The following is a 16,241-nucleotide window of genomic DNA, read 5'->3' on the forward strand; positions in this document are numbered from 1 at the left end:
CTGCTGCTGGTTGACGCTGGTCACGGAAGTGATTACCTTCACTTGGTGCCTGCCCACGCTGCGCCAGAGTCCACCAAAAACCTGTCCGGAAAGCGCTACGGCGAAGTCCTTCTGGTGACGCCGGGTGAGGTGGGACCGCAGGCCGCGGTCTACAACACCTTCGGCCTCAACGACTGTCCCGCCGACTTGTGGTCGGCGCTCGACGCGAAAACTATTGCGACCGAAAACGGTGCGGCCACAGCTTTACTCGACGGCCCGCGGTACTGGCTGATGAACGAGATCGAGAAGCCGACCCAGGGTCCGCGGATCATCAAGAACTTCGGCGGGATCGACATGGTGCTGGAATCCCAAACCTTGCTCTCGGCGATGAACCCGGCGCCCTATACCGCGAATCAGGTCCACCGGCATAGCGTCTCCACCTTCGACGCCGGCGAAGAGGTCTACGAACTGCAAGACCCCGCGCTGCGGCGATGGCTGATGCAGACCTGGAGCGGGATCGTCGATCCGAACCTGTCGCGGGCCGACCTGCCCGGACTCGGCGGGCGGCTCGATTTGCCGGAGGGATGGACGTACCAGAGCCGAACGTTGACGGCGGCTTTGCGCATCGACACCACGACGCACACCGCCCAGGTACTTCAGGACGATCTGGCCAACAGCTACTCGCTACTAGCCGGCTGAGTCCTCTCCGGCGGCACCCCAAACTTAAGTCACGGCGCCGCAGTGCGGCGTGTCGTGTGCACCGTTTAAGTGTCGACGAGCCTGAGGGCAGCTACAGGTACTGGCCGAGGTTGGACTCGGTGTCGATCGCCCGCGAAGCACTCGAACTCTTGCCGGTGACCAACGTGCGGATATAGACGATCCGCTCGCCCTTCTTGCCCGAAATCCGCGCCCAGTCATCGGGGTTGGTGGTATTGGGCAGGTCCTCGTTCTCGGCGAACTCGTCGACGATCGAGTCGAGCAGGTGCTGGATCCGCAAGCCCGGCTGACCGCTTTCCAACACCGACTTGATGGCGTTCTTTTTCGCCCGGTCGACGACGTTCTGAATCATCGCGCCGGAGTTGAAGTCTTTGAAGTACATGACTTCTTTGTCGCCGTTGGCGTAGGTCACTTCCAGGAACCGGTTGTCATCGATCTCGGCGTACATCCGCTCGACGACCTTCTCGATCATCGCCCCGATGCAGGCTCCGCGATCACCGCGGAACTCGGCGATGTCATCGGCGTGCACCGGCAGTGTCTCGACGAGGTACTTGGAGAAGATGTCCTGCGCCGACTCGGCGTCCGGGCGCTCGATCTTGATCTTCACGTCGAGACGGCCGGGCCGCAGGATCGCGGGATCGATCATGTCCTCACGGTTGGACGCACCGATCACGATGACGTTCTCGAGGCCTTCGACACCGTCGATCTCGCTGAGCAACTGCGGGACAACCGTGGTCTCCACGTCGGACGAGACTCCCGTACCGCGGGTGCGAAAGATCGAGTCCATCTCGTCGAAGAACACGATCACCGGGGTGCCCTCGGACGCCTTCTCGCGGGCCCGCTGGAAGATCAGCCGGATGTGACGTTCCGTCTCCCCGACGAACTTGTTCAGCAGCTCGGGGCCCTTGATGTTGAGGAAGTAGGACTTGGCCTCACGCGCGTCGTCGCCACGGACCTCGGCCATCTTCTTGGCCAGCGAGTTGGCAACCGCCTTGGCGATCAACGTCTTTCCGCAACCGGGCGGGCCGTAGAGCAGCACACCCTTGGGTGGCCGCAGCGCGTATTCGCGGTAGAGCTCCTTGTGCAGGAACGGCAGCTCGACGGCGTCGCGAATCTGCTCGATCTGCCGGCCCAGTCCGCCGATGTCGTTGTAGGTGACGTCGGGGACCTCTTCGAGCACCAGGTCCTCGACCTCGGCCTTGGGGATGCGCTCAAAGGCGTAGCCGGCCTTGGTGTCCACCAGCAGCGAGTCGCCGGGACGCAGCTTGCGGGGACGCAGGTCGTCGTCGCTCGAGTCGTAGATACCCTCGGGCAGATCCGCGGCGACCAACGGCTCGGCCAGCCAGACGATGCGTTCCTCGTCGGCGTGGCCGACTACCAGAGCGCGGTGACCGTCGGCTAGGAGCTCGCGCAGCGTAGAAATCTCGCCGACCGATTCGTAGGCGCCGGCCTCGACGACAGTTAACGCCTCATTGAGGCGAACCGTCTGTCCCTTCCGCAACGTGCTCACGTCGATGTTGGGCGAGCACGTCAGGCGCATCTTGCGCCCGGAGGTGAACACGTCGAGCGTGTCGTCTTCGTGAGTGGCCAACAGCACGCCGTAGCCGCTGGGCGGCTGTCCGAGCCGGTCGACCTCCTCGCGGAGCGCCAGCAGTTGCTGGCGGGCTTCCTTGAGGGTCTCCATCAGCTTGGAGTTGCGCGACGCCAGCGAGTCGATTCGCGCCTCTAGCTGGTGGACGTCGCGTTGACTGCGTCCGGCGCCGTGCGATCCGGCCGCGCTGTCCAGCTGTTCGCGCAGAAGCGCGGCCTCGCGCCGAAGCTCTTCCAGCTCGGCGGCATCCTCGGCGGAGAGGTCCGGTTCGCGCGGGCTACCGAACGATTCACGGTCAAACTCACCCATGGTGCGCTCCTTTCCCGTCCGGGGACGGTGGTGCGGTGGATACCCAACGCTACCGGCGATTTCCGTTTCATGCGGGAACTCGAAATGGGGCACACTGGCATCAGAGTTAACATCATGTTTAGTCGGCTTTACCGAGAGGACCTCTGTGACCGTGAAATCCCTAGCCACAGGCATGGGGGCGCTGGCCGCCATCGGTGCGGCCGCCGTTGGTGTGACCTGTATTGCATCTGTCACCCCTGTGTCGCCTGACGTTCAGCCCGTCGTTTTCAGCGCGCCGCTGCCGCTTGACCCGGCGGCACCGGTGGGTGTGGACATGCCTACGCCCGACCAGTTGGTCACCGTTCTCAACACCCTGCAGGACCCGAGCGTGTCATTCGCCAACAAGGGTTACCTCGTCGAAGGCGGCATCCCGTATCCGGCCGGCCTCGCCGATCACGAACTGCAGAAGGCCGCCAGCAAAGGCAGCCTTCCCCTGACGTTCAACATCACCAACATCGCGCCCGCCGGCCCTGGCGCCGCGACGGCCACGATCACCGCGTCCGGTCCGCGCCTGGCGCCGACACCGGAGTACCTCCGGTTCGTCGATCAGGGCGGCTGGAAGCTGTCGCACGACTCGGCGATGACGCTGATCTCGGCCGTGCGTTCGCGCTGACGGCCGCCTCATGGGCGCACGCCTGACGGCAGTCTTGAGCACCGTCGCAGTTGCGGCGGTGCTTGGACTTTCAGGGTGTTCCAAGGACGACGACGACGCTTCACCGGAGCCCGCATCGCCGACGACGTCGGCGCCGGCGGCGCCGAGCGTGGCGGCGGATCCGCAGTTCGCTCCGCTGCCGGCACCCGACGCGTTGTCAGGTGTGCTGTACCGGTTGGCTGACCCCGCCGTGCCGGGACCGCAGAAGCTGAACCTGGTCGAGGGCGCCACCCCGGAAAGCGCCCCCGTGTTCGACCAGTTCGCCAACGCGTTGATCAACGGCGGCTACACGCCGGTGAAATTCGATGTGCGCGATGTCAATTGGTCGGACCGGGATCCGGCCGATGTAGTGGCCGACGTCGACGTCAGCTCATCCAGCGCGCACGGTCCCAGGTTCGCGTTCCCAATGGAATTCAAGCCGTACCAAGGTGGTTGGCAGCTCTCGGCGCGTACCGCCGACGTGCTGCTGGCGTTCCGGACTGACACCGCCGAGCAGCCGACAACACCGGGTCGTTGACCTCGGGTGTGGATCGGCTGGCTGGAATTCGATCTGCTGCTCGGTGACGTGCACTCGCTCAAGGAGAAGAGGTCGCTGGTTCGGCCGCTAATCGCCGAGCTGCGCCGAAAATTCAATGTCTCGGTCGCCGAGACCGGGTCGCATGATCTCCATCGCCGGGCCGGGATCGGCGTGGCGCTGGCCGCGGCCGATCGCGCGCATGCCGTGGAGGTGCTCGACGCCGTCGAACGCTTGGTCGCCGCGCACCCGGAATTCGAATTGCTCTCGGCACGAAGGGATCTGCACCGCAGCGACGACTAGAAGTCGGCTACGACGGCTCGGTCGGGCGCTGCTTTCTGTTCATCGGCGTCGGCGTGACCGCGCCCGGAGCCAACTTGCGGGCGAACACCAAAAACGCTGTGTGCCCACGCATGTTGTGTTGAGGCCGCACCGCCAACCCGACGACGTTCCAGCCGCGCTGCATCGTCTCCCACGCGCGGGGCTCGGTCCAGCACTGCTGCGCGCGAAGCGCCTCCACCGCTTTCGACAGCTGCGTCACGGTCGCCACGTAGATCATCAGCACACCGCCGGCTACCAGCGCCCGCGAGACGCGGTCGACCACATCCCACGGCGCGAGCATGTCGAGCACCACCCGGTCGACCGAGCCGTCCGGCAGATCGGCGGCGACGATGTCGCCGACAATCAGTTGCCAGTTCTCGGGGATGCGCCCGAAAAACGTGTCCACGTTGCGGCGAGCGTGCTCGGCGTGGTCGGCCCGCACGTCGTAGGAGATCACCTGCCCGTCGGGTCCGACCGCGCGTAGCAGCGAACAGGTCAGCGCCCCGGACCCGGCGCCGGCCTCCAATACCCTTGCGCCGGGGAAGATGTCACCTTCGTGCACGATCTGCGCGGCGTCCTTCGGATAGACCACCTGCGCGCCGCGCGGCATCGAGAGCACGTAATCCACCAGCAGCGGGCGCAGCACCAGGAAATGGTCGCCGTTGGCCGACTTGACCACGCTGCCCTCCGGCTGCCCGATCACGTCGTCGTGCGCGATCGCGCCGCGATGGGTGTGGAACTCGCCATCCGGGCTGAGCACCATCGTGTAGTGCCGGCCTTTGGCGTCGGTGAGCTGCACTCGATCACCGATGACGAACGGGCCGGTTACAGACACAGCGATCAAGCCTGCCAGCAGACGCGCCGCAGTAAGTGCGCGGGGTTGTCCGAGCTGCCTTCTAGGCTGCGAATATGACTGGCACCTTGAATGCGCCGGGCGAACCGGCCAGGCGGCGCCCCGCCCTGTCGCCGTCGCGGGCGGCCGACTTCAAGCAGTGCCCGCTGCTCTATCGCTTCCGGGCCATCGACCGGCTCCCCGAACCGCCGTCGACCGCGCAGGTGCGTGGCTCGGTGGTGCACGCCGCACTGGAACAGCTCTACGGTCTGCCTGCGGCAGAACGCGGCCCGCAGACCGTTGACGCGCTGGTCGGTCCGGCGTGGGAGCAGGTGCTGGCCGCCGATCCCGAGCTGGCCGAGCAGTTGGACTCCGAGCAGCAGACCCATCTGCTCGGCGAGGCCCGCAAGCTGTTGTCCGGCTATTACCGCCTGGAAGATCCGACCCGGTTCGATCCGCAGAGTTGCGAGCAGCGCATCGAGGTCGAACTCGCCGACGGCACCCTACTACGCGGGATCATCGACCGGATCGACGTCGCGCCCACCGGCGAGTTGCGGGTGGTCGACTACAAGACTGGCAAGGCCCCACCGGAGGCGCGGGCGCTGGCTGAGTTCAAAGCCATGTTCCAGATGAAGTTCTACGCGGTCGCGCTACTGCGTTCGCGGGGCGTGCTGCCGACGCGGCTGCGGCTGATCTATCTGTCCGACGGTCAGTTGTTGGACTACTCCCCCGACGAAGCCGAACTGCTGAGGTTCGAGAAGACGCTGATGGCAATGTGGCACGCGATTCAGTCTGCCGGTGCCACAGGCGATTTCAGGCCGCGACCGTCACGGATGTGCGACTGGTGCGCCCACCACTCGCACTGCCCCGCTTTCGGCGGCACCCCACCGCCGTATCCGGGCTGGCCGGATGCTCCCGACGAAGGCAACGCCGACACCGTCCTGCAGCACAGAGCCGAACCGGCCGCCTGAGCGGCTACTGCAGCGGCGGCATCTCGACCGGAGCTGCCTGAAGGCCAGCCCTTTGAGCCCCGGCGTTTCGACAGATGTTGACGTAGTGCTCGACCGTGATATCGCCCAGCGGCGCAAACTCCTCGCCGCCCGGGTCCGGTCTTGCCTTCAGTTGTCCTACGGTCGTCCCTTCGCCTAGACCATTAAGTTTCACGATGGCGCGAATCCATGTTGCGTTATTCAGACGCGACTCGTTCGCTCGATGACCTGATGCACGGAGCGCACCGCGCTGGCTCCTTCGCCGACGGCAGCGGCGACGCGTTTCATCGAGCCACCGCGCACGTCGCCGACAGCGAAGACGCTCGGCACCGAGGTTTCGAAGGGTAGCGGACGTCGGCCGAGATGCGGCCAGGTCGACACCAACGCTTCAGCGGGTAATTCGGCGTCGGTAAGGATGAATCCGCTGCGATCTAAATAGACGTCGTGCAGCCAGTCAGTTGCCGGGTCCGCGCCGATGAAGCAAAAGAGTGCCCGGCACGGCACGCTGTCGGTGGTTTGTTTGGCGTTGTCGCGGACGGTTATTTCGGTGAGGTGACTCTCGCCATCCAATGCGCTCACTTCGGAAGCTAGCCGCACCGTGATACGCGGGTCAGCAACGATGCGGTCGGCAAGATAGGCGGACATGTCGTTGCGTAGATCGTCGTGGCGAACGATCAGATCTACGGGGCTGCCTGCGCCAGCCAAGTAAAGTGCCGCCTGACCGGCCGAGTTCGCGCCGCCTATGACTGCGACCGGATCGGGCGCGGCCATTCTTACCTCTAATTCGGTTGCTGCATAGTAGATCCCGGCTCCCTCGAACTCCTTCCAGCGCGGCAGCGGCAAAGTGCGGTATCGCGCGCCGGTGGCAATCACAACCGCGCGGGTGGCTACGGACGTACCGTCAGCCAGTTCCACGCGCAACTCGGCGGCGTCCGCGTCGACCGCGACTACCGGGCACGGGCTGTTGAGCTGGGCGCCGAACTTCTGCGCCTGAATCATCGCGCGCCCAGTCAGGTCGGCGCCACTGATGCCAGTGATGAACCCCAGGTAGTTCTCGATACGTGAGCTGGCCGCGGCTTGACCACCGATCGCGACCGCCTCCAACAGGAGCGTGTCCAAACCCTCAGATCCGCCGTAGACGGCCGCGGCCAATCCGGCCGGTCCGCCGCCTACGACGACTAGATCATGAACCCGGGATCGGCCTGGTTGCGGACGACGGGCCAGACCCAGTTCGGCCGAAGCAGTTGCCGCCGTGGCACGGCGGAGGAGTTGATTGGGCGCAACGAGAACCGGCAAATCTCCGGCGCTTAAGTCCAGCCCCTCCGCGCGCGCTGCGCCTTCAGCGGTGTCGGTGTCGACAAAAGTATGCGGGACTTGAAGGCGGGCAAGCCATGTGCGCATTGTCATTGTTTGCGCGGCCCACGCGCTGCCGATGAGTTCGATGCTGCGCGCCGCGGCTCCGGTGCGCAGCCGCTGACGGCGCACCAGAAACACACGCAGAACGAAATCCGACAGCTCGGTGTCGCGATCCATCAGCTCACGAAAGCGTGCTGGGGTAATCCGGGTGATGACGCCGGCTTTGATCACTCGGGTGCTCAGGTAGGTTGCCTGGCCGGTCAAAAGGTTCAGTTCGCCGAGAAAGCGGCCTGGGCCGATACGAGCGAGCACGGCTTCGCCGTGCTCGCTGGTGGCCTCGCGGAAAGTTTCCGCCGTGGCACTGTTGAGCACTATGAAGTCATAGCTGGACTCGCCGGCGTGGAACAGCACCTCGCCGATTTCGACCTGAGACGGTACGCCATAGGCGCACAGTCGCAAAAGCTGATGGTTGTCCAACACCGGAAAGGCATCGTCTTCGATCGACAAGTTCGATCCAATCCTATCGGGCTCAGCGAATCGGCCCGCGCCGGTCGACTTTAGCACCGACACCAGCCAGTCGGTCTGGTCAAGTGGCGCGGCACTAATGGAGCGGCGACATCTCATGCAGCATCGTCGGTATCAGCTCAGAGACCGTCGGGTGAATATGCATCGTGCGCTCCAGCGTTGTGAAGGGAGCCTTGGCCGACATCATGTCGAGAATGCAGTGAATGACCTCGTCGCCGCCAACACCAAGAACGGCCGCGCCCAGTATCTCTTTCGTGTCGGCGTCGACCACGATTTTCATAAACCCTTGTGTCTCACCCTTTTCCACGGCCCGACCGACCATGGTCATCGGCCGTTTACAGATCAGCGCGGGACGGCCGGACGCCCGAACCTGCTCTGCGGTCATCCCGGCACGTCCCAGCGGCGGGTCGATGTAGAGGGCATAAGCGGTAATCCGGTCGCTCACTCGCCGCGGGTCGTCGTCGAGCAAATTGGCGGCGACAATCTCGAAATCGTTGTACGAGGTGTGGGTGAACGCACCCTTGCCGTTGCAGTCGCCCATGGCCCAGATGTGATCGACGCTCGTTCTCAGTTGGTCGTCGACCACGACGTATCCATGGTCATCGGTGTCAACGCCGGCCCGCACGAGTCCGAGATCGTCGGTGTTGGGGCGCCGACCCACGGCCAGCAACAGGTGGCTGCCCGCCACCGATGCGCCATCGGCCTTCGGAGTTAATTCGAATCCATTGTCCCGCTTGGCTATCCGGATATCACTGGCGTCGAGAATGACCTGAACGCCTTCATTCTCCAAAATCGTCCGAATGGTCTCGGAGACATCCTCGTCTTCGCGGGCGGTCAGTCGGGGACCTTTTTCGACGACGGTCACCCGCGCGCCGAACCGGCGGTACATCTGGGCGAATTCCAGCGCAATGTAGCTGCCACCGACGACGACGAGATGTTCGGGCACCGTGTCGAGTTCGAGGATCGACACATTGGTGAGGTAGTCGACGTCGGAGAGCCCGGGAATGTCCGGCACGACCGCGCGGCCGCCGACGTTGAGGAAAACGCGGTCAGCCTGCAACGTGTCGTCGCCGACCCGCAGCGTGTGCGGGTCTTCGAACTGGGCGTGCCCGCGAAAGACGGTGCAGCCGTCCATGCCGTCCAGCCAGTCTTCGACACCCTTGCGGTCATCGAGAACGATGCCGTCCTTGCGCGCCTTGACTTTTGACATGTCGACGCTGACCGGGCCGGTGTTGACACCGTAGTCGGGGCCGCGGCGGGCCATATGCGCGGCATGCGCGCTGGCCACCAGCGTCTTGGTCGGAATGCACCCGGTGTTGACGCAGGTGCCACCGATCAGCTTGCGCTCTACCATCGCCACGGTGTGGCCCGCTGCGGTCAGCCGACCAACCAGCGGGGGCCCGGCCTGGCCGGCGCCGACGACGATCGCGTCGAAACGCTGTGTCACAGAGCGGCTGTGAGCGCGGCGAGGGCGAATCCGCCGCCTACCGCCACGACATCTTCAAGCAGGGCAGCCGGCAGGTCGCGGCCGAACGACGTGGCCAGCCGGGCGCGTGCGTGGTAGCCGCCGAGGGTGCCCAGGACCGCGCCGATCACGCCGGCGCCGAGCGCACTCCAGGTGACGGCCCACGCGGTGCCGACAACAGCCCCCGCGAAGCCACCCGAAATGATCCGACCGATAAATGCCGGCGGTGCCGTTCGGTGCGGTGTTTTGGGCTGTTGGTCGAGAAAGAGCTCACCCAACGCAAGCACGGTGAAGACGATGGCGGTGATCAGGTTGCCGACCCACGACGCCCACGTTCCGCTCAGGTTGATCCAGTGCAACACCGCGGCCCAGGCAACGACAGCCGGGGCGGTGAAGGTTCGCAAACCGGCGATCACGCCGATTCCGAGAGCCAGCAGCAGAACGTAGAAATGCGTCATATGCGACATGCAACCGCTCCTCGGGGTTCGGCAAACAAACGCTGCAGTAGCCGGACGCTAACACAGCGCACCCACCTGCAGCGGCGCATACAAGATCAGAACCGGAAGAACCGGACGTCCGACGCCAGTATCGCTTTCGCGCCGATCGCCGCGAGGTCATCCATGATCGCGTTGACCCCTCGGCGTGGCACCAACGCCCGCACGGCAACCCAGTCGGGGTCGGCCAGCGGAGCGATTGTGGGCGATTCCAGACCAGGGGTGATCGCCGTGGCGTCGTCGAGAACCGAACGCGGGCAGTCGTAATCCAGCATCAGGTACTGCTGGCCGAACACCACGCCCTGCACCCGGCCGACCAGTTGATCGCGGGCGGCGGCGTCCGGCCGGTTTGCAGCATTGGGATCGATCTGTTCGATGAGGACCGCTTCCGAGTCGCACAGCGTCTCACCGAAGGCCACCAGGTTGTGCACGTTCAGGGTGCGACCCGAGCCCACCACGTCGGCGATCGCGTCGGCCACTCCAAGCTGTATCGAGATCTCCACAGCGCCGTCGAGCCGGATCACGGTCGCCTCAATACCGCGGGCCGCCAAATCTCGTCGCACGATGTTGGGATACGCGGTGGCGATGCGTCTACCTGCCAGATCGTTGATCTTCCAGTCGCGCCCGGCCGGCGCGGCGTACCGAAAAGTGGACGACCCGAAGCCGAGCGCAAGCCGCTCGTGCACCGGTGCGCGCGACTCCCACGCCAAATCCCGCCCGGTGATGCCGAAGTCGAGCTCGCCGGAGCCGACGTAGATAGCGATGTCCTTGGGGCGCAGGAAGAAGAACTCGACGTGGTTGTGCGGGTCGATGACGGACAGGTCTTTGGGATCGGTGCGTCGCCGGTAGCCGGCCTCGGACAGAATCTCGAGGGCCGACTCGCTCAACGCTCCCTTGTTGGGGACCGCGACGCGCAGATTGGTCGAGCCGTTGCGGTGGGGCGGCGTCATCAGAGTTTCCGGTAGACGTCGTCGAGCGTGAGCCCGCGGGCGATCATCAAAACCTGAGCCCAGTACAGCAACTGGCTGATTTCTTCGGCCAGAGCCTCGTCGGATTCGTGCTCGGCGGCCAGCCACACTTCACCGGCCTCTTCGAGGATCTTCTTGCCCAGCGTATGCACGCCGCTGTCCAGCGCGGCGACGGTGCCGCTGCCGGGCGGACGGGTGCGGGCACGTTCACCGAGTTCGGCAAACAAATCCTCGAAGGTCTTCACGGCCAGCGATTGTTTCACGGGCAGCTGGGCAAAGTCACGGCGGTTTCAGCTGGCGGCGGGTGCGCCGCCGACATGATGCGCCCCGTCGGGCATGTCTTCCAACGAGACGCCGTTGGTTTCCCGCACCCACCGCCAGACAAAAACGAACGACAGCACCGCGCACAGCGCGTAGAAGCAGTAGGCCGCGCCCAGGGCGTGCCGGAGCGCGGGGAACGTCACCGCAATGGTCCAGTTGGCCAGCCACTGCACGCCCGACGCCAGTCCCAGCGCCGCCGACCGAATGCGGTTGGGGAACATCTCGCCCAGCAGCACCCACAGCACCGGACCCCAGGACACGGCAAACGCGACCACGAACAAGTCGGCGGCGGCCAAAGCGACGATTCCGGAAGCTCCGCCGAGTTGTGGCTGACCGTTGCGGAACGATGCGCCGGCGAACACGACCGTCATGGCGATCAGCATCAGCGACATGCCCGCAGATCCCGCCAGCAGCAGCGGTCTGCGACCGACCCGGTCGATCAGTGCGATCGCCACCAAGGTGATCAACACGTTGACCCCGGTTGTCACCAACGCAATGGTGAACGACGATTTCTCGCCGAATCCCACTGCCTCCCAAAGCAGATCGGAGTAGTTGAAGATCACGTTGATGCCGACGAATTGCTGAAAAACCGCCAGGCCCAGACCGACCCAGACGATGCCGTAGAGACCGCCCGTCGGTTTGCGCAAGTCGCGCCACGACTGCCGCTTTTCCTGTTCGAGGGAGCCGGCGATACGGGTGATCGTCGGCTCCACGTCGCGGGGGCTCAGCAGTTGCCCCAGCACCCGGCGGGCCTGCGAAATCTGTTGTCTGGCAACCAGGTAGCGCGGCGACTCGGAGATCGTGAAGAGCAGCGCGAAGTACAGCAGCGCTAAAATCATCTCGCAGAGAAAGGTCCAGCGCCACGCATGTAGGCCCAACCACAGCGGCTTACCGGCACCGCCGGCGAGCTGGAACGGCACCCAGGTCAGTGCCAGCGAACCGAACAGCCCGCACACGATGGCGAGTTGCTGTAGGGAGCCGAGTCGGCCGCGGTACCGCGGCGGTGAGATCTCGGCGATGTAAGCCGGGGCCGCCACTGACGAGAAGCCGATGCCGATACCACCGATGAGGTGGAAGAGGATGAAAATCCAGACGTCGGGTGCCAAGCCGGCACCGAGCCCGCACACGAAAAACGATGCGGCCGAAAGCTTCATCAGCGTCAGGCGACCCATCCGGTCGCCGATCCGGCCGGCCCACACCGCTCCGATCGCCGCACCCAGTACTCCCGACGCGGCAGCGAAGCCCAGCAGTGCGTTGCCGATGTGAAAATCGGCCTGAAGGGCCTTGACCGCACGGTTGGTCACGGAAATGTCGAAGCCGAAGAGCAATCCACCGACCGCGGCCACCGACGCGAAGCGAACGGCGGACCGGAATGCAGCCCGCGCGGCGCGCGGGTCGACGGGCAGATCTTCGTGTGCAGTAGCCGTCGGCAATTCGCCGCCGGCGTCGTCAGCGGCCATGGCGGTCAGGGTCAGTCCTCGGGGTTGTAGCCGAGGTTGGGGCCGAGCCAGCGCTCAGCCTCCTGCAGGCTCCAGCCCTTGCGCTTCGCGTAATCGGCGACCTGGTCCTGCGCCATTCGGCCGACCACGAAGTACTGCGACTGCGGGTGCGAGAAGTACCAGCCGCTCACGGCAGCACCGGGCCACATCGCCATCGACTCGGTCAGCTCGATACCGGTCCGCTGCTGGACGTCCATCATCTCCCAGAGGGTCGCCTTCTCGGTGTGCTCCGGGCAGGCCGGGTAGCCGGGGGCAGGGCGGATTCCCCGGTACTTCTCACCGATCAGGGACTCGTTGTCCAGCTCCTCGTCGGGCTGAAATCCCCAGAACTCCTTGCGGACCCGTTGGTGCATCCGCTCGGCGAACGCCTCGGCCAGCCGGTCGGCCAGCGATTCCAGCAGGATCCCGTTGTAGTCGTCGTTGGCAGCCTTGAAGGCCGCGATCCTGTCGTGGATGCCCAGCCCCGTGGTGACCGCGAAGGCGCCGACATAGTCAGCCAGACCGGTGTCCTTGGGCGCGATGTAGTCACCCAGTGACCGGTTCGGGATGCTATCCCGGTGCTCGCCCTGCTGGCGCAGGTTGTGCAACGAGGTCAGCGTCTCCGTACGGGACTCGTCGGTGTAGACCTCGATGTCTTCATTACCGGAGCCCACCGCGTTAGCCGGGAAGAAACCGATCACCCCGTTGGCCGTCAGCCACTTCTCTTTGATCAGGGTGTCGAGCATCTCCTGGGCGTCGTCGTACAGCTTGCGGGCAGTCTCGCCCGACACCGGGTTGTTGAGGATGTCGGGGAACCGTCCCTTCATCTCCCAGGCGTTGAAGAACGGCTGCCAGTCGATGTACTCGCGGAGCTCGGCGATGTCGTAGTCGAGAAACTCCCGCACGCCGAGACCCTGGGCGGGCACCGGTGGCGTGTAGCCGTCCCACTCGATCGGCGTCCGGTTCGCGCGGGCTTTCTCCAGCGTCAGCATCGGCCGCTCACTCTTCTGGGCGTGCCGTTCGCGCAGGGCTGCGTAGTCGGTTTCGGTGGCCTCGAGCAGGGCTGGACGCTGCTTGTCGTCGAGGAGTGCCGCAGCGACCGGCACCGAGCGGGACGCGTCCTTGACCCAGACCACCGGACCGCTACGACGCGGCGACACCTTCACGGCCGTGTGCGCGCGCGAGGTGGTCGCGCCACCGATCAGCAGCGGGATCTCCAGACCCTCACGTTCCATTTCGACGGCGAAGTTGACCATCTCGTCCAGGGACGGGGTGATCAGACCGGACAGGCCGATGATGTCGGCGTTGTGCTCCTTCGCCGCGTCCAGGATCTTCTGGGCAGGCACCATCACACCGAGGTCGATTACTTCGTAGTTGTTGCACTGCAGGACGACCCCGACGATGTTCTTGCCGATGTCGTGGACGTCGCCTTTCACCGTCGCCATGATGATCGTGCCGTTGGTGTCTTTATTCGAGGTGGTACCGGACTGCTCCTTCTCCGCCTCGATGAACGGCAGCAGGTACGCCACGGCCTTCTTCATCACCCGGGCCGACTTCACGACCTGGGGCAGGAACATCTTGCCCGCACCGAAGAGGTCGCCGACGACGTTCATGCCGTCCATCAGCGGGCCTTCGATCACTTCGATCGGCCGACCCCCTGCCGCGGCGATCTCGGCTCGCAATTCCTCGGTATCGGCGTCGACGTTGGCGTCGATGCCCTTGACCAGGGCGTGCGTGATCCGCTCGCGGACCGGGAGGCTGCGCCACTCGGCTGCCACCGGGTCCTCAGCCTTCTCATCGCTGTTGAACCGTTCAGCGATTTCCAAAAGTCTCTCGGCCGCATCCTCGCGACGGTTCAGGACGACGTCCTCGATTCGGTCCCGCAGCTCGGCGTCGATCGAGTCGTAGGGCACCAACGCGCCGGCATTGACGATGCCCATGTCCAGGCCGGCCTTGATGGCGTGGAACAGGAACACCGCGTGGATCGCCTCGCGGACGGGGTTGTTACCCCGGAACGAGAACGACACGTTCGAGATACCGCCGGAGATGTGCACCCCCGGAAGGTTCTCCTTGATCCAGGCGCAGGCCTCGATGAAGTCGATCCCGTAGGTTGCGTGCTCCTCGATGCCGGTCGCCAGCGCGAAGCAGTTCGGGTCGAAGATGATGTCCTCGGCCGGGAAGCCGACCTCTTCGGTCAGGATCCGGTAGGCGCGCCCGCAGATTTCCTTGCGGCGCTCCAGGTTGTCAGCCTGACCCTGCTCATCGAAGGCCATCACGACGACGGCGGCGCCGTATTTACGGCACAACCGCGCTTCCCTGACGAACTTCTCCTCGCCCTCCTTCATCGAGATCGAGTTGACGATCGGCTTGCCCTGCACGTTCTTCAGGCCCGCCTCGATCACATCCCACTTCGAGGAGTCGATCATCACCGGGACGCGGCTGATGTCGGGCTCGGACGCGATCAGCTTGGTGAACCGGTCCATCGCGGCGATGCCGTCGATCATGCCCTCGTCCATGTTGATGTCGATGACCTGCGCACCGACCTCGACCTGCTGCAGGGCTACCGACAACGCGCTGTCGTAGTCCTCGGCCTTGATCAGGTTGCGGAACCGGGCGGAGCCGGTGATGTTGGTGCGTTCACCGATGTTGACGAACAACGAGTCGTCGGTGATGTTGAGCGGCTCGAGCCCCGAGAGCCGGGTGGCCACGGAAGCGTGCGGCACTTCCCTCGGTCTCACGCCGTCGACGACCTTGGCGATCTCGGCGATATGCGGCGGTGCCGTTCCGCAGCAGCCACCGACCAAGTTGACCAATCCGGCCTCAGCGAACTCGGCGATGTAGCCGGCCTGCCGCTCCGGGGACTCGTCGTACTCGCCGAAGGCGTTGGGCAGACCGGCGTTTGGGTAGCAGGACACGAAGGTGTCCGCGATCCGCGCCACCTCGGCGATGTACGGCCTCATCTCCGGTGCGCCCAGGGCGCAGTTGAGGCCGACCGCGATCGGCTTCGCGTGCCTGATCGCGTTCCAGAACGCCTCGGTGACCTGGCCGGACAGCGTCCGCCCGGAGGCATCGGTGATGGTGCCCGAGATGACCACCGGCCAGCGGCGCCCCCGTTCCTCGAACAGCGTCTCGACGGCGAACACCGCGGCCTTGGCGTTCAGCGAGTCAAAGATCGTCTCGATGATGATCAGGTCGGAACCGCCGTCGACCAGGCCGTTGGCGGCCTCGAGATAGGCGGCGACCAGTTGGTCGTAGGAGACGTTGCGGGCGCCGGGGTCGTTGACGTCGGGCGAGATCGAGGCGGTCCGCGTCGTGGGCCCGATTGCTCCCGCGACGTAGCGGGGCTTCTCGGGGGTGCTGAACTTGTCGGCGGCCGCCCGCGCCAGGGCGGCGCCGGCGTGGTTCAGCTCGTAACTGAGGTCCGCCATGTCGTAGTCGGAGAGCGAGACCGCGTTCGCGTTGAAGGTGTTGGTCTCCAGGATGTCGGCGCCCGCTTCGAGGTATTCCTGGTGGATCCCCTCGATGATCTGGGGCTGCGTCAGAGTGAGCAGATCGTTGTTGCCCTGCAGGGCGGTCGGCCACTCCGTGAACCGGTCACCGCGGTAACCGGCCTCGTCGGGCCGGTCCCGCTGGATCGCGGTGCCCATCGCGCCGTCGATCACCATGATCCGCTGGCCGAGCGCAGCCGTGA

14 protein-coding genes are annotated in these 16,241 nt (G+C 65.1%); 5 read left to right on the forward strand and 9 right to left on the reverse strand.

Annotated elements, in window-relative coordinates:
* Positions 1-45: 45 nt before the first annotated feature.
* Positions 46-678: a hypothetical protein gene (locus tag ACQY5A_RS05435; protein ID WP_428339356.1), complete on the forward strand. Its 633-nt coding sequence runs from the start codon at positions 46-48 to the stop codon at positions 676-678.
* 91 nt (positions 679-769) lie between these two features.
* On the opposite strand, the gene arc is transcribed toward ACQY5A_RS05435, so the two are convergent.
* Positions 770-2,596, reverse strand: a complete 1,827-nt coding sequence (arc, locus tag ACQY5A_RS05440; protein ID WP_428339357.1) for a proteasome ATPase — start codon at positions 2,594-2,596, stop codon at positions 770-772.
* Positions 2,597-2,768: 172 nt separating this feature from the next.
* Here arc and ACQY5A_RS05445 point away from each other — a divergent pair, with 172 nt between their 5' ends.
* The 3 genes from ACQY5A_RS05445 to ACQY5A_RS05455 are packed head-to-tail and all read left to right on the forward strand — an operon-like array spanning position 2,769 to position 4,104.
* A complete protein-coding gene (locus ACQY5A_RS05445; protein ID WP_428339416.1) occupies positions 2,769-3,248 on the forward strand; it encodes a hypothetical protein in 480 nt (159 codons plus the stop codon).
* Positions 3,249-3,258: 10 nt separating this feature from the next.
* Complete coding sequence (locus ACQY5A_RS05450; RefSeq protein WP_428339358.1) at positions 3,259-3,804, forward strand: hypothetical protein; 546 nt, start codon at positions 3,259-3,261, stop codon at positions 3,802-3,804.
* 6 nt (positions 3,805-3,810) lie between these two features.
* Positions 3,811-4,104: a DUF503 domain-containing protein gene (locus ACQY5A_RS05455; RefSeq protein WP_428339359.1), complete on the forward strand. Its 294-nt coding sequence runs from the start codon at positions 3,811-3,813 to the stop codon at positions 4,102-4,104.
* 7 nt (positions 4,105-4,111) lie between these two features.
* Here ACQY5A_RS05455 and ACQY5A_RS05460 read toward each other — a convergent pair whose 3' ends face one another.
* Complete coding sequence (locus tag ACQY5A_RS05460) at positions 4,112-4,957, reverse strand: tRNA (adenine-N1)-methyltransferase (protein WP_428339360.1); 846 nt, start codon at positions 4,955-4,957, stop codon at positions 4,112-4,114.
* A gap of 74 nt (positions 4,958-5,031) precedes the next feature.
* Here ACQY5A_RS05460 and ACQY5A_RS05465 point away from each other — a divergent pair, with 74 nt between their 5' ends.
* Positions 5,032-5,925 (forward strand): RecB family exonuclease, encoded by an 894-nt coding sequence (locus ACQY5A_RS05465; RefSeq protein ID WP_428339361.1) that lies wholly within the window; start codon positions 5,032-5,034, stop codon positions 5,923-5,925.
* 219 nt (positions 5,926-6,144) lie between these two features.
* On the opposite strand, the gene ACQY5A_RS05470 is transcribed toward ACQY5A_RS05465, so the two are convergent.
* From ACQY5A_RS05470 to metH, 7 genes are all read right to left on the reverse strand, one after another.
* Entirely contained in the window at positions 6,145-7,806 is a 1,662-nt protein-coding gene (locus tag ACQY5A_RS05470; protein ID WP_428339362.1) for an FAD-dependent oxidoreductase, read from the reverse strand.
* Between the two features lie 94 nt (positions 7,807-7,900).
* The gene (locus tag ACQY5A_RS05475) at positions 7,901-9,271 is read right to left on the reverse strand and encodes an FAD-containing oxidoreductase (RefSeq protein ID WP_428339364.1); all 1,371 of its coding nucleotides are present in this window, start codon (positions 9,269-9,271) and stop codon (positions 7,901-7,903) included.
* A complete protein-coding gene (locus ACQY5A_RS05480; protein WP_428339417.1) occupies positions 9,268-9,747 on the reverse strand; it encodes a DUF4126 family protein in 480 nt (159 codons plus the stop codon). The genes ACQY5A_RS05475 and ACQY5A_RS05480 overlap by 4 nt, the downstream gene beginning before the upstream one ends.
* Before the next feature lie 95 nt (positions 9,748-9,842).
* Positions 9,843-10,733: an ATP phosphoribosyltransferase gene (gene hisG, locus ACQY5A_RS05485; protein WP_428339365.1), complete on the reverse strand. Its 891-nt coding sequence runs from the start codon at positions 10,731-10,733 to the stop codon at positions 9,843-9,845.
* Positions 10,733-11,014: a phosphoribosyl-ATP diphosphatase gene (locus ACQY5A_RS05490; RefSeq protein ID WP_325690770.1), complete on the reverse strand. Its 282-nt coding sequence runs from the start codon at positions 11,012-11,014 to the stop codon at positions 10,733-10,735. The genes hisG and ACQY5A_RS05490 overlap by 1 nt, the downstream gene beginning before the upstream one ends.
* A gap of 27 nt (positions 11,015-11,041) precedes the next feature.
* Positions 11,042-12,532 (reverse strand): sugar porter family MFS transporter, encoded by a 1,491-nt coding sequence (locus ACQY5A_RS05495; protein ID WP_428339366.1) that lies wholly within the window; start codon positions 12,530-12,532, stop codon positions 11,042-11,044.
* Positions 12,533-12,543: 11 nt separating this feature from the next.
* Positions 12,544-16,215, reverse strand: coding sequence for a methionine synthase (gene metH, locus ACQY5A_RS05500; RefSeq protein WP_428339418.1), 3,672 nt, complete (start codon positions 16,213-16,215; stop codon positions 12,544-12,546).
* Positions 16,216-16,241 lie beyond the last annotated feature (26 nt).

It is taken from the genome of Mycobacterium sp. (genome assembly GCF_965277065.1).
GTDB lineage: Bacteria > Actinomycetota > Actinomycetes > Mycobacteriales > Mycobacteriaceae > Mycobacterium.